The organism is Pseudomonas sp. B21-009 (assembly GCF_024749345.1).
Lineage (GTDB): Bacteria > Pseudomonadota > Gammaproteobacteria > Pseudomonadales > Pseudomonadaceae > Aquipseudomonas.
On record NZ_CP087199.1, the window covers coordinates 5,739,814 to 5,761,409 of the forward strand.

The following is a 21,596-nucleotide window of genomic DNA, read 5'->3' on the forward strand; positions in this document are numbered from 1 at the left end:
GCTTCAGAAAATCCCTTTCCAACGACGACTCGAAAGCCACGCCACCGAGCCCCTTGAAAGCCATCACCCCTGAAATGCTACGGCGGGTCGGCTTGATCTTCCGGACCGATTTAATTTGGTCGCATCTATTTCCGCTCATTTTCGATCTGGTCTCACTTATTACCGATATTTTTCTCAGTAATTTCAGAAGGGTTTGATGGCCAGTAGCGGCCTCTAGCGTAGCCACTTCTCATCTATTTCGGAAGCCTACAGTGGCAGCCGACCGCAACCAGGAGAGATAACCCTGGCCCATCACGGCGTGCTGTTCCTCGATGAGCTGCCGGAGTTCGAGCGGCGGGTACTGGAAGTGCTGCGCGAACCGCTGGAATCCGGCGAAATCGTCATCGCCCGGGCCAAGGACAAAATCCGCTTTCCAGCGCGCTTCCAGCTGGTCGCCGCCATGAACCCCTGCCCCTGTGGATATCTTGGCGACCCCACCGGCCGCTGTCGCTGCAGCAGCGAACAGATCCAGCGCTACCGCAACAAACTCTCCGGGCCCCTGCTCGACCGTATCGACCTGCACCTGACCGTCGCCCGCGAAGCCACGGCACTGTCCACCAACAGCAGCCACGGCGAAAGCAGCGCCACCATTGCCGCGCAAGTCGCCGCCGCCCGCGACATCCAGCAACAGCGCCAGGGCTGTGCCAACGCCTTCCTCGACCTGCCCGGCCTGCGCCATTACTGCGGGTTATCCACAGCCGACCAGAGCTGGCTGGAAAGCGCCTGCGAACGCCTGACCCTGTCCTTGCGCGCCGCCCATCGCCTGCTCAAGGTGGCGCGCACCCTGGCCGACCTGGAACAGGCTGAAAACATCGGACGCGGGCACCTGGCTGAAGCGCTGCACTATCGCCCGAGCAACCAGTAGTAATTGCCCGCATTCTGCTCTTAACTTGGCAACAGCCCACCGCACCGAGACCGGTATGTTCGCATTCGCCCAGAGTTACCCGCTGTTGCTCGGCATTACCCTGATCGTGCTCGACCTCACGCTCTGGCAACTGATACCCGTCAATCGCCGGCCCTGGCGCATCGCTGCGCGTTTGCTGGTGTTTTCGCTGTTCACCTGGGTGCTGATCAGCGCCGGGATCAGCCCGCTACAACCTGCGCCCTGGGTTGAGGATGTGCCGCGCAATCTGCTCGCTACGGTGCTGGGGATTGCCTGGTGGCTGTTTGCGGCGCGTACCGCGACGGTGGTGATTGGCTTGGTGCTGGTGGCCCGTAGCGGCCACACCGGGCGCTTGCTGCAGGATGTGCTGGGGGCGGTGATTTTCCTGGTGGCCATTGTGGCTGCGGCGGCCTATGTGTTGCAGTTGCCGGTCAAAGGCCTGCTGGCAACCTCGGGGGTGATGGCGATCGTCATCGGCCTGGCGCTGCAGAGCACGCTCAGCGACGTGTTCTCCGGCATTGTGCTGAACACCACCCGCCCCTATCAGATCGGCGACTCGATCAGCATCGACGGCACCGAAGGCAAGGTCATCGAGATCGACTGGCGCGCCACCCGCTTGCTGACTGGCAACGGCAGCATGGCGGTGATTCCCAACTCGGTGGCGGCCAAGGCCAAGCTGCTTAATTTCAGCCAGCCCAGCGATGTGCATGGCGTCTCCATCAGCGTCGTGGTGCCGGCCAAGGTACGCCCGCGACGGGTGCTCGATGCCCTGGAAAAAACCCTGCAAGGCACACGTACCTTGCTGACCAGCCCGGCACCGAAAGCCACGATCAAGAGTTCAAGCCTGGAGTCGGTGGAGTACGAGGCCAGCGGCTTTGTCAGTGCCATGAGCCAGAAGACCGAGGTGCGCAACCATATGTTCGACCTCGCCCACCGGCACCTGGAAGCCGCCGGCGTAGTGTGGAACAGCGACTCCCAGCAAGGCCAGGTGTGGAACCGTCAGCGCGCCCTGCTCGAAGACGTGCGCATCTTCCGTTCGCTCAGCAACGAGGAAAAAGACAACCTCAGCCAGCGCATGACCGCTGTGGAATACCTGGCCGACCAGGTGATCCTCGGCGTCGGCGACAGCTCGGATTACCTGCTGGTGATTGGCACCGGGGTAGTGTCGGTGGGTGTTAGTGATGGTGACAAGCAGCTCGAAGCCGGGCGCATGGGCCCGGGTGAGGTGCTGGGGGTGGAAGGCCTGCTCGAAGCGGAAGACTCCACTGCCGAGTTCCGCACCCTGACCAGTTGCATCCTCTACCGTATCGACAAGGACGAAGTACGCAGCTGCCTGGAACAACGCACCGAGGTCAAGACCGCACTGATCAAGTTGCAACGCATCCGCCAGCAAACCCGCCAGTCACTGCTCGAGCAAAAACCTGCAGCCATCAAGAAAGGCGGCTTTCTCAGCTGGCTGCACAAGTAGCGGTCAGAGCACCACGCGCAAGCACTGCCCGGCGTGATACAGCGAGAACCCGGTTTCGTAGAAGCCGGTCCGCAGCGCCGGCGCCGACACCGGTTTCATTGCCGAGAACGGAATCGGCAAGGCATCCGGGTTATCGCACAACAGGTACTGGGCGAAGGCTTTGCCGATCACTGTGCCGGTGGTGTTGCCACGGCCGTTGTAGCCGGTAACGGCGACGATGCCCGGCGCTGGCTCGAACAGGCGCATCAGGTGGTCCGGGGTGAAGTCGATGCAACCGGTCCAATGCATTTCCCACTCGACTTTGCCCAGTTGCGGGAAGTAATGGTTCTGGATGCGATCGGCCCAGCTGCGGATGAACCAGGCCGGCTTGTTGTCGACCCGTCCAAGGCTGCCGAGCAACAGCCGCCCCTGATCATCGCGACGGATGCTGCTGAGCACCGTGCGCGTATCCCATGAACCCTGGCCGTGCTTGAGCACGTTGTCGGCAGCGGCGCCTTGCAGCGGTACCGAAGCGACCTGGTAGTAGTAACCGCGGAAGAACTGGCGTTGCAGGTTGGTCCAGTCGCCCTCGGTGTAGGCGCCGGTGGAGATCACCACCTTGTCGGCACTGACCGAACCCTGGGCGGTTTTCACTCGCCAATTGCTGCCTTCACGCTCCAGGCCTTGCACGGCGGACTGCTGGAAGATCTGCCCGCCCAGGCGCTCGACCGCTGCGGCCAGGCCCTGGGTATACCCCATGGGGTTGATGGTGCCGGCGCGGCGATCAAGCAGCGCGGCGGAAATCTTGTCAGTACCGCAATATTCTTCGCACTTTGCCCCGGTCAGCAGTTCGACATCGGCACCGCGACTGCTCCATTGCTGGTGACGGGCTTCGAGGTCGGCAACGCCGGTGGCGTTGTGGGCCATGTGCAGGGTGCCGCTGTTGTGCGCCTGGCAGTCGATACCCAGGCGTTCGATGGTGGCGAACACCTCGCCCGGCGCTTCGCCCAGCACCTTGTTCAGGCGGCTGCCTTGCTTCTGGCCCAGGGTCGCTTCGACGTCGTCCGGGCGAATCCAGGTGCCGGCGTTGACCAGGCCAACGTTGCGCCCGGAACCTCCGTGGCCGATTTTCCAGGCTTCGAGCAGGATGACTGACTTGCCCTGCTCAAGCAGGTGGATGGCTGCCGACAGGCCAGTGATGCCGCCGCCGATGATGCACACATCGGCCTTGAGTTCGGCGCTCAGCACACGGGATGGCGCGGCGGGCTGGGTGACGTGCTCCCAGAGGCATTGTTGACGCAGTTCTGGCATGGCCGGCTTCCTGTTTTATTCTTGTGCGGTGATGCCCCTATCGCTGGCAAGCCAGCTCCCACAGGGAGCAGCGGTCCTTGTGGGAGCTGGCTTGCCAGCGATGGGGCCGACTCGGTATTCAGTCGAAGACAATCCCCTGCGCCAACGGCAGCTCGCGGGAATAGTTCACGGTATTGGTCTGCCGGCGCATGTAGGCCTTCCACGAATCCGAGCCCGACTCACGGCCACCGCCGGTTTCCTTCTCACCGCCAAACGCCCCGCCAATCTCCGCACCGCTGGTGCCAATGTTGACGTTGGCAATCCCGCAGTCACTGCCCGCGGCGCTCTGGAAGCGCTCGGCTTCGCGCAGGTCGGTGGTGAAGATGCACGACGACAAACCTTGCGGCACTTCGTTGTTCAGGCGCAGGGCTTCTTCGAACTCGTCGTACGCCAGCACGTAGAGAATCGGTGCAAAGGTTTCATGACGAACCACGGCGCTCTGGCCAGGCATCTCGACGATCGCCGGGGCCACGTAGTAGGCATTCGGGTACTGGTCCTGAATCTGCCGCTCGCCGCCAAACACCTGGCCGCCTTCATCGCGGGCGCGCGCCAAAGCGTCCTGCATGCCTTCGAACGAAGCCTTGTCGATCAGCGGGCCGACCAGGTTGTCCTTGCGCGGGTCGCCGATACGAACCTTGGCGTAGGCGGCTTTGACCCGAGCAACCACTTCGTCCTTGATCGAGCGATGGACGATCAGCCGGCGCAAGGTGGTGCAGCGCTGGCCAGCAGTACCGACGGCGCTGAAGAGGATGCCGCGCACGGCCAGATCCAGGTCGGCACTCGGTGCAAGAATCATCGCGTTGTTGCCACCGAGTTCGAGGATGCTGCGGCCGAAACGTGCAGCCACCCGCGGGCCGACTTCACGGCCCATGCGGGTGCTGCCGGTGGCGCTGACCAGCGGCACGCGCGGATCGTCGACCAGCGCTTCGCCGGCCTCACGATCACCGATGATCAACTGGCTCAGGCCTTCTGGCGCATCACCAAAGGCTTTCAGGGCTTTTTCGAACAGCGCCTGGCAGGCCAGCGCGGTCAGCGGGGTTTTCTCCGACGGCTTCCAGACCACGGCGTTGCCGCACACCAATGCCAGGGTGGTGTTCCAGGCCCAGACCGCGACGGGGAAGTTAAAGGCGCTGATCACTCCAACCACGCCCAACGGGTGCCAGGTTTCACGCATATGGTGGCCCGGGCGCTCGGAGGCGATAGTCAGGCCATAGAGCTGACGCGACAGGCCGACGGCGAAGTCGCAGATGTCGATCATTTCCTGCACTTCGCCCAGGCCTTCCTGGGTGATCTTGCCGGCTTCGATCGACACCAGCTCGCCGAGCTCGGCCTTGTGCTTGCGCAATACTTCGCCGAACAGGCGGATCAACTCACCGCGGCGTGGGGCCGGGACGTTGCGCCAGGCCTGGAAGGCTTTTTCGGCCTGATCGATCTTGGCGGTTACCTGGGCTTTGCTTTCCAGGTGCACCGCGGCAATCGCGCTGCCATCGATAGGGGTGTGAACGGGATGGTTACCGTGGGTGTAGGCAGTGGCCGGGACACCGAGGCGGTCAAGCAGTCCATCAACCATTTTCTTCTCCTGCATGCGATGAGTGGTTGAAATAGTGATAGGGATCAGTATTAATCCGATCACTCTGGCGCAACAAACGACCTTTATTCTGCATATCATTCCGCCAGGTAATGATCTACTGGCTTAGAGACCGCTATGTCCAAACGTCTGGTGCCATCGATGGCCGCCCTGCAGTGTTTCGAGGCTGCCGCCCGGCACCTGAGCTTCACCCGCGCCGCCGAGGAGCTGCACCTGACCCAGAGCGCAGTGAGCAAGCAGGTGGCCCAGCTTGAAGAGATGCTCCGCCATCATTTGTTTCTGCGCATCCGTCGGCGCCTGCAGCTGACACCAGCAGGCGCGCTGTACCTGGCCGAGGTCAACAAGATTCTCACCCAGGTCGATATGTCCAGCCGTTACATCATGTCCTACGGCGAACAGACCGAAGTCCTCAAGGTAGCCACTCAACCGAGCTTTGGCGTGCGCTGGCTGATTCCGCACCTCAAGGGCTTCGGCAAGCAGCACCCGAACATCCACCTCGACATCCGCAACGAAATGGAACCCTTCGCCCTGTTGCAGGCGACCGCCGACGTGGTGTTCTTCTTTGGCCAGGGCACCTGGCCTGGCGCGACCTGCATCGAGCTGTTCGGTGAAGAAGTGCTGCCGGTGTGTGCGCCAGAGCTGTTGCAGGGGCGCACGCTCAAGGACGCCAGCGAACTGGCCGAACTGGTGCTGCTGCAAAGCACCTCGCGCCCGGAGGCCTGGCATGAGTGGTTCCTGGAGCAAGGCCTGCACTCGGCCCATAGCTATCACGGGCCGCGCTTCGACACCTTCTATATGAGCCTCAGTGCTGCCCAGTCCGGCTGCGGCGTGGCCCTGGTACCGCGCTACCTGGTGGCCCAGGAGCTGGCCGAAGGCAAACTGGTCGTGCCCTGGCAGCACAGCATGCGCAGCAATGGCGCGCATTTCCTGGCGTTTTCCGAGCATGCCGCCGAGGTGCCGAAAGTGCGCGCCTTGGTCGACTGGATTCGCGCTGAGCTGGCCGGGCAAGATTGATAATTTTTGGAATGACGCATCGACTTTTTTTCGCTTGTGCAGGTACTGCATTCCTCGCTTTCATGTAAGGGTGCCCACTTACCAGGAAGCTTTCGATGCCCGCTCAAGATTTCGTCAGCCCGGACAGCATTCGCGCGCAGTTCTCGGCCGCCATGTCGCTCATGTACAAGCAAGAAGTGCCGCTGTACGGCACGCTGCTGTCGCTGGTGAGCGAAATCAATCAGCAGGTGATGGCTGAGCAACCCGAAGTTGCCCAGGCCCTGCGCTGGACCGGCGAAATCGAGCGCCTCGACCAGGAACGCCACGGCGCCATTCGCGTCGGCAGCGCCGAAGAGCTGGCGACCATCGGCCGCCTGTTCGCGGTGATGGGCATGCTGCCGGTAGGCTATTACGACTTGAGCTCAGCCGGCGTGCCGGTGCATTCCACCGCCTTTCGCGCCGTGCACGAGCAAGCGCTGCACATCAGCCCGTTCCGGGTCTTCACCTCCTTGCTGCGCCTGGAACTGATCGACAACCCGGCGCTGCGTGAACTGGCGCGTGAGATTCTTGCCCGCCGGCAGATCTTCACTCCGCGCGCGCTGCAACTGATCGAACAGTTCGAGCGTGCTGGCGGCCTGAATGCCGACGATGCCCAGGCGTTTGTCGACGAAGCCCTGCATACCTTCCGCTGGCACCGGGACGCCACGGTGACCGCCGAGCAGTACCAGCAACTGCACGACCAGCACCGCCTGATTGCCGATGTGGTGGCCTTCAAGGGCCCGCACATCAATCACCTGACCCCACGCACCCTGGACATCGATGCCATTCAGCTGGGCATGCCGGCCAAGGGCATTCCGCCCAAAGCCGTGATCGAAGGGCCGCCACCGCGCCGCTGCCCGATACTGCTGCGTCAGACCAGCTTCAAGGCGCTGCAGGAAAAGGTCGCGTTCACTGACCAGCACGGGGAAGGCAGCGGCAGCCATACCGCGCGCTTTGGCGAGATCGAACAACGGGGTGCGGCGCTGACGCCGAAGGGCCGCGAGCTTTACGACCAACTGCTCGATGGCGCCCGGGCGGCGCTAGGTGGTGTGCCGGCCGAGGCCAATGCCGAGCACTATATGAGCCTGCTCAGCGACAGTTTCAAGGCCTTCCCCGATGACCTGGCGCAGATGCGCGAGCAGGGGCTGGCGTACTTCCGCTACTTTGCCACCGAGCGTGGCCTGGCAACCCGTGGCGATGCTCAGCGGCCGACGTCACTGCAGGCGTTGATCGATGCCGGGCATATCCACTTTGAGGCCCTGGTGTACGAGGACTTTCTGCCGGTCAGTGCGGCGGGAATCTTCCAGTCGAATCTGGGTGATGATGCGCAGAGCGAGTACGGCAGCAACGCCAACCGCGACGCCTTCGAACAGGCGCTGGGCAAGCCGGTGCAGGATGAGTTGGCGTTGTATGCCGAAAGTGAGCGGCGCTCGCTGATGGCCTGTGCGCAGGCGCTGGATATGCCTGGGCTTTGAGGGCCTCATCGCGGGTCAAGTCGAGGCGTCGCACCGCCGCTCCCACAGACTTTGTAGGAGCGGCGGTGCGACGCCTCGACTTGACCCGCGATGGCGTCACCGCCCAACCCGAAACCTGTCCACTTCCTGCCGCAACTGCCCCGCCAACCCCTCAAGCTCACGCGCGGTAGCCGCCAGGTTAGTCGCCACCTCATGCTGCTCGCTGTTGGCCAGGGCAATGCTCTGCAGGTTGCGGCTGAGCACGTTCGCCGTGCTGCTCTGCTCCTGGGTAGCGGTGGTAATGGCGGCAAACTGCTCCCCCGCCGAGCGGCTGCGCTCATCGATCTGCGCCAGCGCTGCGGCAACCTTGGCATTGCGCTCCAGGCCTTCCTGCATCAGGCGGTTGCCCTGCTCCATGGTGCTGATGGCATTGCCGGTTTCCTGCTGGATGCTGCCGATCATCGCCGAGATTTCATCGGTGGCCTGACGGGTGCGCGAGGCCAGGTTGCGTACCTCGTCGGCAACCACGGCAAAGCCCCGGCCCTGCTCACCGGCCCGCGCCGCTTCGATGGCAGCGTTCAAGGCCAGCAGGTTGGTCTGCTCGGCAATCGAGGTGATCACGCCGACGATGCCGCCAATTTCTTCGGAGCGCAGGCCCAGGGTGTCGATCACCGTGGCGGTGCCGGCCAGGGCGCTGGCGATCTGCTCCAGGGACGATGACGCCTGGTCCATCGAGGCACGGCCAATGCGGGTTTGCTGGACGTTGTCCTGGGCCATGCGTTCGGTGCTGCCCATGTTCTCGGCGATGTTCATCGAGGTGGCGCTGAACTGCTCGACAGCGCCGGCCATGCTGGTGATTTCGCCAGACTGCTGCTCCATGCCCTCACAGGCCCCGGAGGACATGCCCGACAAGGCCTGGGCGCGGCTGCTGACTTGCTCCGCTGCTGCGCGAATGTGCTCGACCATGCTCGCCAGGGCTTCGCCCATCTGGTTGAAACTGTGCGCCAACTGGCCGATTTCGTCATCGCTCGATACCCGCAAGCGCGCCTGCAGGTCACCGGCGCCAAGGGCCTGCGCCTGCTGCAAGAGGTCAGCCAAGGGGCGCAGACGGCGGCGCAACAGCCACAGGGTGGCGGCGACCGCCAGCAACATCGCCAGCAAACTGCCGATGGCCAGGCGCGTGCCGACGCTCCAGGTCACTGCGCGGATTTCCGCCTTCGGCATGCTTGCCACCACCGTCCACGGCCCGCCGGCAAACGCCACGGTCACGCTGAACAGCTCTTCGACGCCGTCATGCCAGAAACGCCCTTCGCCCGCAGTGAACCCGGCAAGCGCCTGCGCCGCCTGACTGTCCGCACGCACACCTGCTGGCGGCACCAACCAGTGCTGCTTGTCGTCGAGCAAGGCCAGTGAACCGGTCTGGCCGATACGAAAACGTCCGAGGTTGGCAAACTGAGCCTTCTGCGCGTCGGTGTAGTCGAAACCGACAAACAGCACCGCAATCACCCGCCCGCTGCCGTCACGCACCGGGGTGTACTGGGTCATGTAGTCGCGCTCGAACAGGTTGGCCCGGCCAACGTAGGCTTGACCGGCTAGCAAGCGCGCGTAGGCCGGATGCTGGCGATCCAGCAGGGTGCCAATGGCGCGGCTGCCGTCCTGCTTGGTCAGCGAGGTGCTGATGCGAATGAAGTCGTCGCCGCTGCGCACGAACAAGGTGGCAACGCCTGCGGTCATCTGGCGAAAATCATCCACCTGGCGAAAGTCGTTGTTGAGCAGTTGCTCGCCCAGGTACAGCGCGGGCGTGGAAACCCCGGCAACCGTCACCGACTCCCCTGGATGCAACTGCAAACCGGCAGCAAAGCGCTTCTCGAACAGCCCGCTGAGGCGCTGGGTGCTTTCGCGCAGGGTACTGTGGAAAGTGTCGAGCTGATCGGCGAGCAGGCGCGCTTCACTGGCCAGGTGTTCCTGGCGGGTATTCAGGTTGGCGTTGTCCAGCGAACGCAGGGCAAACAGGGTGCTACCGGTAATCACCACAGCCAGCACGATGGCAAGGGCGATACCGAGTTGCGAGGCAATCCGGGCACGGGGTTGAGACATGGAAGCTCCTGGCAAGAGGGGCCGGGATCGTCCTGATCACGCTGACCGTCCGCATCGATACGGGAATCGAACCATCTAGGCGTGGCTCTGATGCCTCTGCTTCGGCGGCCTGACGCAATACTTGAGCGTGCAACAGGGTTATCCTGCGCAAACGGTCAACTCGCTCCGATTGCCGCTGATGTCCCCAGAATTTGAACCTTGGGCAGGTCCATCGAATCCGCCTCGCCCTGCAGGAAGTCGCTCAGACGCCGCAGCCGCTCGCCACCGGGGCGGGTTCGCGGCCAGACCAGGTAGTAATCCAGGCCGCTGGCAACCGCTGTCGGCCACGGCAGGCTCAGGCGGCCCTGGGCGACGTCTTCGGCAACCATCAGCAGGTCGCCCATGGACACTCCATAACCGCGAGCGGCGGCGATCATGCCCAGCTCCAGGGTATCGAATACCTGGCCGCCCTTGAGCGACACCTTGTCGGTGAGGTCCATGCGCGCCAGCCAGCTGCGCCAGTCGCGCTTGTCGGGGGTTGGATGCAGCAGCTCGACACCGGCCAGGCGCCGCTCGTCCCACGGCCCTTCCTTGAGCAGCTCGGGCGCGCCTACCGGGATGAGCAGCTCGGAAAACAGCCGCTTGACCTCCCAGTCCGGCGGAAAGTGACCGTCGCTGAGCAATACCGCGCAGTCGAAAGGCTCATGGTTGAAATCGACATGATCGACATCCATCCAGGCGCTGGTCAGTTGCACTTCGTTGCCCGGCTGCAGGTGGCGAAAGCGACTGAGGCGCGCCAGCAGCCAGCGCATGGTCAGGGTCGAAGGGGCTTTCATGCGCAGGATGTCGTCTTCACTGCGCAGGGTGTTGCAGGCCCGCTCCAGCGCGGCAAAGCCTTCGCGCACCCCTGGCAACAGCAAACGCGCCGCTTCGCTGAGTTGCAAGCTGCGGCCATTACGCACGAACAAACGGCAGGCAAAGTGCTCTTCAAGGGTGCGGATGTGCCGGCTGACGGCACTCTGGGTTATCGATAACTCATCTGCGGCGCGGGTGAACGAGCTATGCCGGGCCGCCGCTTCGAAGGCCCGCAGTGCATACAGAGGCGGTAAACGGCGAGACATGGCGGCGGGCTCCGGGTTATCCACAGGCAATCGACTGGATCATACTCCCATGAGTTTTAATCATGCCAACCATCGCTATTATCCTTTTGTGGATAACCGCACCAAGCCTCAGACTTTCACGCTTTGAATCTATCGCGTAAGAAAAGGACGACTCCATGCAGGCTGCGCCTACCCAAGAACTCAAGGCTTTGCTGCGCCTGGCCGGGCCGCTGATTGCCTCGCAGTTGGCGCACATGCTGATGGTGCTCACCGACACACTGATGATGGCCCGCATCAGCCCGCAGGCCCTGGCCGGTGGCGGCCTGGGCGCGGCGAGCTATTCGTTCGTGTCGATCTTTTGCCTGGGCGTGATCGCCGCCGTCGGCACCCTGGTGGCGATTCGCAAGGGTGCTGGCGACATCGCCGGCGCCACCCGCCTGACCCAGGCCGGGTTGTGGCTGGCCTGGGTCATGGCCCTGGTGGCGGCTTTGGCGCTGTGGAACCTGGAGCCGGTACTGCTATTGCTCGGCCAGAGCCCGAACAACGTCGAGGCGGCCGCGCAGTTCCTGCTGCTGCTGCCCTTCGCCCTGCCCGGCTACCTGAGTTTCATGGCCCTGCGCGGCTTTACCAGCGCCATTGGCCGCTCGACGCCGGTGATGGTCATCAGCCTGATCGGCACGGTGGCCAACTTCCTGCTCAACTATGCGCTGATCGAAGGCATGTTCGGCCTGCCGAAGCTGGGCCTGGTGGGCATCGGCCTGGTGACCGCAATCGTTGCCAACTGCATGGCCGTGGCCATGGCGCTGTATATCCGCTGGCACCCGGCCTATGCACCCTACCCGATTCGCCAGGGCCTGAGCCGCCCGTCGTGGCCAGCCTTGCGTGAGCTGTGGCGCCTGGGCCTGCCGATTGGCGGCACCTACACCGTCGAGGTCGGCCTGTTCGCCTTCGCCGCGCTGTGCATGGGCGTGCTCGGCAGCACCGAGCTTGCCGCGCACCAGATCGCCCTGCAGATCGTCTCTACCGCATTCATGATTCCGGCCGGCCTGTCGTACGCCGTGACCATGCGTGTAGGGCTCTATTACGGCGCCGACAACCTGTTGGGGGCACGGCATGCCGGCCGCGTGGGTATCGGTTTTGGCGCGGCGATGATGCTGATGTTCGCCATCCTCTTCTGGCTGCTGCCAGACCCGCTGGTGGGGCTGTTCCTCGACCACGGTGACCCGGCCTTTGCCGACATCATCCAGCTGGCGGTAAGCCTGTTGATGGTCGCCGCCTGGTTCGAGCTGTTCGACGGCGTGCAGACCATTGCCATGGGCTCGATCCGAGGCCTCAAGGATGCCAAGACCACCTTCCTGGTCGGGCTGTTCTGTTACTGGGTGATCGGTGCGCCGGCGGCCTGGCTGCTGGCCTTCAACCTCGGCCTGGGCGCGGTAGGCGTGTGGTGGGGGCTGGCGCTGGGCCTGGCGTGTGCGGCGGTGAGCCTGACCCTGGCATTCGAATGGCGGATGAAGCGCTTGCTGGGCAGTGCCGCTGGGGTGAACAAGGTGACTGCTTCAGTGGTTTGAAGGGCCCCATCGCGGGTCAAGCCCGCTCCTACATGACCCGCGATGCTGCTTGCTGCGCCGGCCCGCGCAGCAAATACTCCATCAACGCATCAATCGGCAACGGCCGGCTGATCAGAAACCCCTGCACCTGATCGCAATCGAAACTGCGCAGCAGGTCCATTTGCTCCGGGGTTTCCACGCCCTCGGCCACCACCTCGAGGTTGAGGTTGTGCGCCAGGTTGATCATCGCGTGCACCAGCTTGCGGTTTTCTTCACGCTGCTCCATGCCGCCGACAAAGCTGCGATCGACCTTGAGCAAGGTGATCGGCAGGCTGTTGAGGTGCACGAACGACGAAAAGCCGGTGCCGAAATCGTCCAGCGAGAAGCGCACGCCCAGGCGCCCAAGGGCGTCCATGGTCTGTTTGACCAGGTCGTTGCGGCGCATCACGGCGGTTTCGGTCAGTTCGAATTCCAGCCAGCGGGCATCGACGCCGTGTTCGATGATCAGCCGGCTCAGGGTCGCCAACAGCTGGCTGTCCTGGAACTGGCGAAACGACAGGTTCACCGCCATGTGCAACGGCGCCAGACCCTGCTCACGCAGCGCCTGCATGTCGCGCAGGGCCCGGGAGATGACCCAGTAGCCCAAAGGCACGATCAGCCCACTCTGCTCGGCCAGCGGTACGAACTCGCTGGGCGGCAGCAGCCCACGTTCGGCATGGCGCCAGCGCACCAGGGCTTCGAGGCCGACAATGCGCCCGTCGGCCAGGTTCAGTCGCGGCTGGTAATGCAGCTCCAGCTCGTCGCGGCGCAGCGCCCGGCGCAGCTCGCTTTCCAGGTCGGCAAGGCTGCGGGCGTTGCGGTTGATGCGTTCGTTGAAGACGTGAAAGGTACAGCCCTGGGTGCTCTTGGCCTGCTGCATGGCGATGTGCGCATGCCACATCAGCGGGTCGGCGCCACCCTGGGCGCGGGCGTGGGCAACCCCCAGGCTGCAGCCGAGCAACAGGCTTTCGCCGTCGATCCAGTAAGGTTCGGCCAGGGCTTCGGTGATGCGTTCGGCCATCCATTCGGCGCGCTGCGGCTCGCGGCGGGTATCGATCAACAGGGCGAATTCGTCGCTGCCCAGACGTGCAACCTGGTCGCCGGCTTCAAGCTGGCTCTTCAGCCGGCCCACCACCTGCAGGATCAACCGGTCGCCGGCCTGGTGGCCGAGGGCGTCGTTGGCATGGCGAAAGTTGTCCAGGTCCAGGTGCCCGAGGGCGACGCCGCGCCCTTCGTTGTCGGCCAGGCGCGCAGCCAGCAGGGTCTGGAAACCCTGGCGGTTGGCGATGCCGGTCAGCGGGTCCTGTTCGGCCAGGCGTTGCAGGGTCGCTTCGAGGACGCCGCGCTCGCGGACATGGCGCAGGCTGCGGCGCAGGATATTGCTGGTCAGCTGGTCGCGAATCAGCCAGTCGCTGACACCCGGCGGCGGCACCTGCGGTTCATGCTCGAGCAGCAGCACCATCGGCAGCACGCAGCGCCCGGGCGCCGGCTGCAGTTGCGGGGTCGCCAGCACCAGCGCATTGCGGTCATTGGCAAACAGGCTGTCGACCGCCTCCCAGTTCGGAGCGGTCAGCAATACCGCCTGGCCCGCCATCGGCAGCAGACACTCGCGCAACACAATGGCCCATTCCGGCTCATCGGCCAGCAGGAGCAAACGCAAGGGTTCGACGGGCGTAGACAAGCTGGCTCCTTAGGACGTAGACACAGTCAAATGACGATGGGCAGCGAGAATGCGTATCCTAAACCATTAATGAAAATGATTTTCACTTAAAGTCATGCCATTCCATTGCCGACATCCCGCAGGTTTCGCCACGCATCCTGCGGGAAAGTATCAAATGCGGCAAATTTAGATCGCGTGGTACGTCACACTGTCAGACGGTCGCGGCAGAAACTTTCTACCCCTGCTAAAATGCCCGGCTATTTTTCTAGCGTCCCCGGTTTTCGTCATGTCCCGACTCAACCCCCGGCAACAAGAAGCCGTGAACTACGTCGGCGGCCCTCTTTTGGTGCTCGCCGGTGCAGGCTCCGGCAAAACCAGCGTGATCACCCGCAAGATCGCGCACTTGATCCAGAACTGCGGCATCCGTGCCCAGTACATCGTGGCCATGACCTTCACCAACAAGGCCGCGCGGGAGATGAAAGAGCGGGTCGGCACCCTGCTGCGCAAGGGCGAAGGCCGCGGCCTGACCGTGTCGACCTTCCACAACCTGGGCCTGAACATCATCCGCAAGGAGCATGAACGGCTGGGCTTCAAACCGGGCTTCTCGATTTTCGACGAGACCGATGTCAAAGCCCTGATGACCGACATCATGCAGAAGGAATACTCGGGCGACGACGGTGTCGACGAGATCAAGAACATGATCGGCGCCTGGAAGAACGACCTGATCCTGCCACCCGAAGCCCTGGAAAACGCCCGCAACCCCAAGGAGCAGACCGCCGCGGTGGTCTATGCGCACTACCAGCGCACCCTGCGGGCGTTCAACGCGGTGGACTTCGACGACCTGATCCTGCTGCCGGTCAAGCTGTTCCAGGACAACCCCGATGTCCTCGAAAAGTGGCAGAACAAGGTCCGTTACCTGCTGGTCGACGAATACCAGGACACCAACGCCAGCCAGTACCTGCTGGTGAAGATGCTGATCGGCACGCGCAACCAGTTCACCGTGGTTGGCGACGACGACCAGTCGATCTACGCCTGGCGCGGCGCGCGGCCCGAGAACCTGATGCTGCTCAAGGACGACTACCCGTCGCTGAAAGTGGTGATGCTCGAGCAGAACTACCGCTCCACCAGCCGCATTTTGCGCTGCGCCAACGTGCTCATCTCGAACAACCCGCATGCCTTCGAAAAGCAGCTGTGGAGCGAGATGGGCCACGGCGACGAGATCCGCGTGATCCGCTGCAAGAACGAGGAAGCCGAGGCCGAACGGGTAGCCATGGAAATCCTCAGCCTGCACCTGCGCACCGACCGGCCCTACAGTGACTTCGCCATTCTTTACCGGGGCAACTACCAGGCCAAGCTGATCGAGCTGAAGCTGCAGCACCACCAGGTGCCGTATCGCCTGTCCGGCGGCAACAGCTTCTTCGGACGCCAGGAAGTTAAAGACCTGATGGCCTACTTCCGCCTGCTGGTAAATCCGGACGATGACAACGCCTACCTGCGGGTGATCAACGTACCGCGCCGGGAAATCGGCTCGACCACCCTGGAAAAACTCGGCAACTACGCCACCGAGCGCAAGGTTTCGATGTATGCCGCCAGCGAGGAGCTGGGCCTTGGCGAGCACCTGGACAGCCGTTATACCGACCGCCTGCAGCGCTTCAAGCGCTGGATGGACAAGGTCCGCGAACAGGTTGCCCTGGAAGACCCGATCGCAGCCCTGCGCAGCATGATCATGGACATCGACTACGAAAACTGGATTCGCACCAACAGCTCCAGCGACAAGGCCGCGGATTTTCGCATGAGCAACGTCTGGTTCCTGATCGAGGCGCTGAAGAACACCCTCGAGAAAGACGAAGACGGCGGCATGACCATCGAAGAGGCCATCGGCAAGCTGGTTTTGCGCGACATGCTCGAGCGCCAGCAGGAAGAGGAAGACGGCGCCGAAGGCGTGCAGATGATGACCCTGCACGCCTCCAAGGGCCTGGAGTTCCCCTACGTGTTCATCATGGGCATGGAGGAGGAAATCCTCCCGCACCGTTCCAGCATCGAAGCCGACACTATCGAAGAAGAACGGCGCCTGGCCTACGTCGGGATTACCCGCGCACGTCAGACCCTGGCCTTCACCTTTGCTGCCAAGCGCAAGCAGTACGGCGAAATCATCGATTGCTCGCCGAGCCGCTTCCTGGACGAGTTGCCCGACGACGACCTGGCCTGGGAGGGCCTGGACGACGCGCCAACCGAAGTGAAGGCCGCTCGCGGCAACAACGCACTGGCCGATATCCGTGCCATGCTCAAACGTTAGATAATCAACCTTTGCTGCGGCGTATTGCCGTGGCCACTCTTGCTACATCGAGGAAATACCACAGTGGAAGCACTGCACCAGAAGATTCGCGAAGAAGGCATCGTGCTTTCCGATCAGGTTCTCAAAGTCGATGCGTTTCTCAACCATCAGATCGACCCTGCGCTGATGCAACTGATTGGCGACGAGTTCGCCCGCCGGTTTGCCGATTCGGGCATCACCAAGATCGTCACCATCGAAGCCTCGGGCATTGCCCCGGCGGTGATGACCGGCCTAAAACTGGGCGTCCCGGTGATTTTCGCGCGCAAGCACCAGTCGCTGACCCTGACCGAAAACCTGCTGGTGGCTTCGGTGTATTCCTTCACCAAGCAGACTGAGAACACCGTGGCGATCTCCCCGCGCCACCTCAACAGCAGCGACCGCGTGCTGGTGATCGACGACTTCCTGGCCAACGGCAAAGCCTCCCAGGCGCTGATCTCGATCATCAAGCAAGCCGGCGCCACTGTTGCCGGCCTGGGTATCGTCATCGAGAAATCGTTCCAGGGCGGTCGCGCCGAGCTGGACAGCCAGGGCTACCGCGTTGAATCGCTGGCCCGGGTCAAGTCGCTGAAAGATGGCGTGGTTACTTTCATCGAGTAATCAACGCCGACTTTTTCGCGGGGCAAGCCCGCTCCTACCAGCCTGTAGGAGCGGGCTTGCCCCGCGATCAGTTAAAAGCTGTCGCCTGCAACCCCGCCAGCAACAGCCGCTGATACAGATCTTCCTTCAGCCCCTGCGGCTGCGCCAGGTTCATCCGCGCCAACTGCGCAGGAAACGCCTCGGGCGCCGGTGCATCCAGCGCCGCCTTGCCCAGCTCCAGCACCTCGCTCAACTTGAACTTGCTCTTGAGCCAGTTCAGCGCCCGCAGCAAATCGCGCTCCTCGGCGGTGAAATCACTGCCCAGCGGATACTCGGGGAACAACCGTGCGTGGCGGTCACGCAGCGCCTGCAAACGCTGCGGGGTGTTGTCGCTGAAGCGCGGGGCCAGGCAAAAGTCCTTGGGCAACTTGCCAGCTTTCTGCGCCCGCTCGATCAGTTCGGGCTGAAAGCGCGAGTCCGTGATCGCCAGCAAACGGGCAATCACCTCAGCATCGGTCTGCCCGCGCAGGTCGGCGATTCCGTATTCGGTGACGACGATATCGCGCAGGTGGCGGGGAATGGTGCAATGACCGTATTCCCAGACCAGGTTGGAACTGACCTCCCCGCCTGACTCACGCCAGCTGCGCAGCAGCAGGATCGAACGCGCGCCTTCCAGGGCATGGCCCTGGGCAACGAAGTTGTACTGCCCGCCGACCCCGCTGAGCACCCGGCCGTCTTCCAGCTGGTCGGCGACCCCGGCGCCCATCAAGGTCATGGTGAACACTGTATTGATAAAGCGCGCATCCCGGCGCTGCAGGCGCTTGAGCGACTCCTGGCCATACAGCTCGTTGATGTAGCTGATGGCGCTCATGGCGAAGCGTTTGCGCTGGCTTGGCGGCATTTCCCGCAGGCGCTGGTAAAACGCCTGAGGGCCAAGAAAGAAGCCGCCATGCACCAGCACACCCTGGTCATCCAGCTCGCCGTTGTTGGCCGCCTGCTGGCGCGACTCGTCCGGGTACACCGGGCGGCGGATGATTCCAGATTCGACCAGTGCCAGCAGGCCGTTGACGAACATTTCGCTGCAGCCGTACAGGCCGCGGGAAAAGGGCTGGAGGCCGCCTTCGCGTTCGATCAGGCTATGCCAGGGCGTCAGGTTGATATCTGCCAGCAATGCCTGGTACGCCTCGCTGTCAGCCTGTCGCGCCAGCAACCCTGCGGTCAGCGCATCGCCCATGGCACCAATGCCGATCTGCAGGGTGCCGCCATCGCGCACCAGGGTGCTGGCATGCAGGCCGATGAAATGGTCCTGGGTGGTCACCGGCATGTTCGGCGTGGAGAACAACCGGGTGTTTTCCGGGCGGTCGATCAGCAGGTCGAAGTCATTGCGGGGCAGCTCGGACGCGCCCGGCATGTACGGCAGTTCGGCATGCACCTGGCCGAGCATGAGGATGGTTTCGCCGGCTGCCCGGCGGCGGGCAATCATTGGCAGCAGGTCGAGGGTGATGTCCGGGTTGCAGCTCAGGCTCAACTGGCCGGGATGTTCCGGATCTTCGGCTACCAGCTGCGCCACCAGGTTCAAGCCCTTGGCGTTGATATCGCGGGCGGCGTGGCTGTAGTTGCTGCTGACGTAGTCCTGCTGGGCCATGGTGCTGTGCAACAGGCTGCCGGGTTGCATGAAGAACTGCTCGACACGGATGTTGGCCGGCAACTGGTCGCGGCGCAGGTCGTGCAGGTAGTCCAGCTCAAGGTAGTCGGCGAACACCCGCTCGATGAAGGGCTCAAGAAAGCGCCGCTGCAAGCCGTCGCCCAGGTCCGGGCGGCCCAGGCTCAAAGCGGTGTAGATGGTCAGCTGCCGCTCGGGCAATTGGCGGATTCGCGCATACAGGGCGTTGACGAAGCGGTTGGGCTTGCCCAGCCCCAGCGGCAGGCCCATGTGGATATGCGCGGGCAGGCGCGCCAGCACCTGGTCTACGGCATCGTCGATCGAACAGCTGTACGCCATCGCGGCCTCCTGTGGCATTCCTTGAACAGGTTGGACCGAGCATGCCGCCAGATTGCTGCGCTGGCCAGCGCTAAAAAGCACAAAGCCCGCACGTGGCGGGCTTTGTTGGGCAAGCGCTGGGCTTACAGGCCGGACATCTTCTTGATGGCGCCCATCAGGTCGTCATCCGAGCAGTCGGCGCAGGTGCCTTTCGGCGGCATGGCGTTGATGCCGGTAATGGCCTTGGCGAGGATGCCGTCCAGACCACCCTGGTGGTCGGAGCGCTCTTTCCAGGCGGCGGTATCGCCGATTTTCGGCGCGCCGAGCAGGCCGCTGCCATGGCAAGCATTGCAGTGCTTGGCGATGATTTCATCCGGGGTCTTGGCACCGCCGCCAGCAGCGGAGGCTGCGACTTCCATTCCCTTGCATTCCTGCCCCTGAACACACACCTGGCCGACCGGTTCCAGTCGCTTGGCGATGTCGTCGTTGGTCGCAGCTTGAGCGCTGACTGCCCAAAGGGCCAATACGGCAGCTGGTACGGCCAGCATTTTCTTGATTAGATTCACGCGTACACCCTCATGGTGGCTAGTCACGCCCGCGGCCACGGTTTCGCAGGCGGCGCAAGTATAACGGGAACCCTGCCTCACCGAAACAACCCTAGTGTCCAAAGGGTCTTAGCCGCGACAATCCGCCGCGCAATACCCGCTAGAAGTTGGCCGGAGTCGCCGCGCTGATCAGCCGGGCCGGCTCATCGTAAGGATTGCGGAAACGGTGCGGCTTGGTACTTTCAAAATAGTAGCTGTCGCCCGCTTCGAGGATGAAAGTTTCCAGGCCTACTACCAGTTCGAGACGACCTTCAAGAAGGATGCCGGTCTCTTCGCCGTCGTGGGTGAGCATTTCTTCGCCGGTGTCGGCACCCGGTGGGTAAACCTCGTTGAGAAAGGCAATGGCCCGGCTCGGGTGCGCCTTGCCGACCAGCTTCATGGTCACCGCGCCGTCCGAAATGTCGATCAGCTCGTGAGCTTTGTAGACGATCTGGGTGGGGTTTTCCGGTTGCAGCTCTTCGGAAAAGAACTCGACCATGGACATCGGAATACCGCTCAACACCTTGCGCAACGAGCTGATGGAAGGGCTGACGCTGTTCTTCTCGATCATCGAGATGGTGCTGTTGGTGACGCCCGCACGTTTGGCGAGTTCACGCTGTGACAGGCCCTTGAGCTTGCGTATGGCTTGCAGTCGTTCACCGACGTCCAAAGCTGGAGCCCTCCTAAACGAACGAGTGGGGTCGAAATTGAACGTTATCATCGCAACAGCGTTCAGTATTTACAACACTTCGACCCGCAGCCTGTCCGCTTTGGCGCCTTAATCGCCGCTGTAGTCCAGCGTTACGCGCTTGAGGTTGCAGAAAATCTGGTAAGGGATGTTGCCAGCGTGCATGGCCACTTCGCTGGCCAGCACGTTTTTACCCCACAGCTCCACCGGGCTGCCGAGGCCCGCTTCAGGCACGTCGGTGAGGTCAATGCAGAGCATGTCCATCGATACCCGGCCAATCAGCTGGGTACGTTTGCCGGCCACCAGCACCGGCGTACCGTTTGGCGCCTGGCGCGGGTAGCCATCGGCGTAACCCATGGCCACCACACCAACCCGGGTCGGCCGCGGGCTGACAAACTTGGCACCGTAGCCTACCGGCTCGCCGGCTGGCAGCTCACGCACGCTGATCACCCGTGATTGCACGGTCATCACCGGCTGCAGGCGCGCCGCTTGAGCCTGGGGCACTTCGAACGGCGTGGCGCCGTACAGCATCAGGCCCGGGCGCACCCAGTCGCTGGGCATGTTCGGCCAACCGAGCACGGCCGGCGAGTTGCGCAGGCTGACCTCGGCGCTCAAGCCCTGGCGTGCGGCCTGGAATACCGCCAGTTGTTCGTTGCTGGCCTCGCTGTCGAGCTCATCGGCACGGGCGAAGTGGCTCATCAGCACGATACGCGCAACCTTGCCGCTGGCCAGCAGGCGCTGGTACGCGGCCTGGTAGTCCTTGGCATGCAGGCCAACCCGGTGCATGCCCGAGTCGAGCTTGAGCCAGACTGTAATCGGCTTGCTCAGGTGCGCCTGTTCGATAGCCTCCAGTTGCCACAGCGAATGCACCACGCACCACAGGTCATGCTCGGCGATCAGTTGCAGTTCGCTGGCTTCAAAGAAGCCTTCGAGCAACAGCACCGGCGGCTTGATCCCGGCTGCGCGCAGCTCCAGCGCCTCTTCGATGCAGGCCACGGCAAAACCATCGGCGTGCTGCTCCAGGGCCAGGGCGCAACGCACGGCACCGTGACCATAGGCATCGGCCTTGATCACGGCCAGGGCTTTGGCTCCGGTCAGTTCGCGGGCAAGTTGATAGTTGTGACGCAGGGCTTGAAGATCGATCAGGGCACGGGCGGGACGCATGACGGCAGCCTTCTGGGCAGTCTGGTTAGAAGTAAAAAGCCCGGTGCTCGAAG

15 protein-coding genes and 1 pseudogene are annotated in these 21,596 nt (G+C 63.1%); 7 read left to right on the forward strand and 9 right to left on the reverse strand.

The genetic code is table 11. The features are described 5' to 3' along the window. Positions 1–253: 253 nt before the first annotated feature. Positions 254–904: pseudogene (locus LOY34_RS26600) on the forward strand (ATP-binding protein); the annotation flags it as partial. A gap of 55 nt (positions 905–959) precedes the next feature. Further along, positions 960–2,390, forward strand: a complete 1,431-nt coding sequence (locus LOY34_RS26605) for a mechanosensitive ion channel family protein (protein ID WP_195885309.1) — start codon at positions 960–962, stop codon at positions 2,388–2,390. A 3-nt stretch (positions 2,391–2,393) separates the two neighbouring features. On the opposite strand, the gene LOY34_RS26610 is transcribed toward LOY34_RS26605, so the two are convergent. Further along, positions 2,394–3,680: an FAD-binding oxidoreductase gene (locus LOY34_RS26610; protein WP_045200959.1), complete on the reverse strand. Its 1,287-nt coding sequence runs from the start codon at positions 3,678–3,680 to the stop codon at positions 2,394–2,396. Between the two features lie 118 nt (positions 3,681–3,798). Beyond that, positions 3,799–5,289 carry an aldehyde dehydrogenase family protein gene (locus LOY34_RS26615; protein WP_195885310.1) on the reverse strand — a complete coding sequence of 497 codons (1,491 nt, stop codon included), beginning with the start codon at positions 5,287–5,289 and terminating at the stop codon, positions 3,799–3,801. Positions 5,290–5,424: 135 nt separating this feature from the next. Between LOY34_RS26615 and LOY34_RS26620 the strand changes: the two genes are divergently transcribed. Both LOY34_RS26620 and LOY34_RS26625 read left to right on the forward strand, forming a co-directional pair. Next, positions 5,425–6,321, forward strand: coding sequence for a LysR family transcriptional regulator (locus LOY34_RS26620; RefSeq protein WP_038998061.1), 897 nt, complete (start codon positions 5,425–5,427; stop codon positions 6,319–6,321). A gap of 95 nt (positions 6,322–6,416) precedes the next feature. After that, positions 6,417–7,814, forward strand: coding sequence for a VOC family protein (locus tag LOY34_RS26625; RefSeq protein WP_195885311.1), 1,398 nt, complete (start codon positions 6,417–6,419; stop codon positions 7,812–7,814). Positions 7,815–7,910: 96 nt separating this feature from the next. Here the strand turns inward: LOY34_RS26625 and LOY34_RS26630 are convergent, their stop codons facing one another. Continuing rightward, a complete protein-coding gene (locus LOY34_RS26630) occupies positions 7,911–9,890 on the reverse strand; it encodes a methyl-accepting chemotaxis protein (protein WP_093378075.1) in 1,980 nt (659 codons plus the stop codon). 155 nt (positions 9,891–10,045) lie between these two features. Further along, positions 10,046–10,990 carry a LysR substrate-binding domain-containing protein gene (locus LOY34_RS26635; protein ID WP_045199635.1) on the reverse strand — a complete coding sequence of 315 codons (945 nt, stop codon included), beginning with the start codon at positions 10,988–10,990 and terminating at the stop codon, positions 10,046–10,048. 155 nt (positions 10,991–11,145) lie between these two features. Between LOY34_RS26635 and LOY34_RS26640 the strand changes: the two genes are divergently transcribed. Next, complete coding sequence (locus tag LOY34_RS26640) at positions 11,146–12,537, forward strand: NorM family multidrug efflux MATE transporter (protein ID WP_093378066.1); 1,392 nt, start codon at positions 11,146–11,148, stop codon at positions 12,535–12,537. A gap of 28 nt (positions 12,538–12,565) precedes the next feature. On the opposite strand, the gene LOY34_RS26645 is transcribed toward LOY34_RS26640, so the two are convergent. Further along, a complete protein-coding gene (locus LOY34_RS26645) occupies positions 12,566–14,236 on the reverse strand; it encodes a bifunctional diguanylate cyclase/phosphodiesterase (RefSeq protein WP_195885312.1) in 1,671 nt (556 codons plus the stop codon). 265 nt (positions 14,237–14,501) lie between these two features. Between LOY34_RS26645 and rep the strand changes: the two genes are divergently transcribed. Together rep and LOY34_RS26655 are read left to right on the forward strand one after the other, a co-directional pair. Further along, on the forward strand, positions 14,502–16,511 hold the full coding sequence (gene rep, locus LOY34_RS26650) for a DNA helicase Rep (protein WP_038998055.1): 2,010 nt from the start codon (positions 14,502–14,504) through the stop codon (positions 16,509–16,511). A gap of 63 nt (positions 16,512–16,574) precedes the next feature. Continuing rightward, positions 16,575–17,147, forward strand: a complete 573-nt coding sequence (locus LOY34_RS26655; protein WP_045199628.1) for a xanthine phosphoribosyltransferase — start codon at positions 16,575–16,577, stop codon at positions 17,145–17,147. Positions 17,148–17,214: 67 nt separating this feature from the next. Here LOY34_RS26655 and LOY34_RS26660 read toward each other — a convergent pair whose 3' ends face one another. The 4 genes from LOY34_RS26660 to alr form a co-directional block, all read right to left on the reverse strand. Then, positions 17,215–19,128 (reverse strand): acetyl-CoA hydrolase/transferase C-terminal domain-containing protein, encoded by a 1,914-nt coding sequence (locus LOY34_RS26660; protein WP_258664117.1) that lies wholly within the window; start codon positions 19,126–19,128, stop codon positions 17,215–17,217. A gap of 122 nt (positions 19,129–19,250) precedes the next feature. Further along, complete coding sequence (locus LOY34_RS26665) at positions 19,251–19,655, reverse strand: cytochrome c5 family protein (RefSeq protein ID WP_045199625.1); 405 nt, start codon at positions 19,653–19,655, stop codon at positions 19,251–19,253. 157 nt (positions 19,656–19,812) lie between these two features. Then, complete coding sequence (locus LOY34_RS26670) at positions 19,813–20,361, reverse strand: cupin domain-containing protein (RefSeq protein ID WP_010225839.1); 549 nt, start codon at positions 20,359–20,361, stop codon at positions 19,813–19,815. Between the two features lie 108 nt (positions 20,362–20,469). Then, positions 20,470–21,543: an alanine racemase gene (alr, locus tag LOY34_RS26675; RefSeq protein WP_195885314.1), complete on the reverse strand. Its 1,074-nt coding sequence runs from the start codon at positions 21,541–21,543 to the stop codon at positions 20,470–20,472. Positions 21,544–21,596 lie beyond the last annotated feature (53 nt).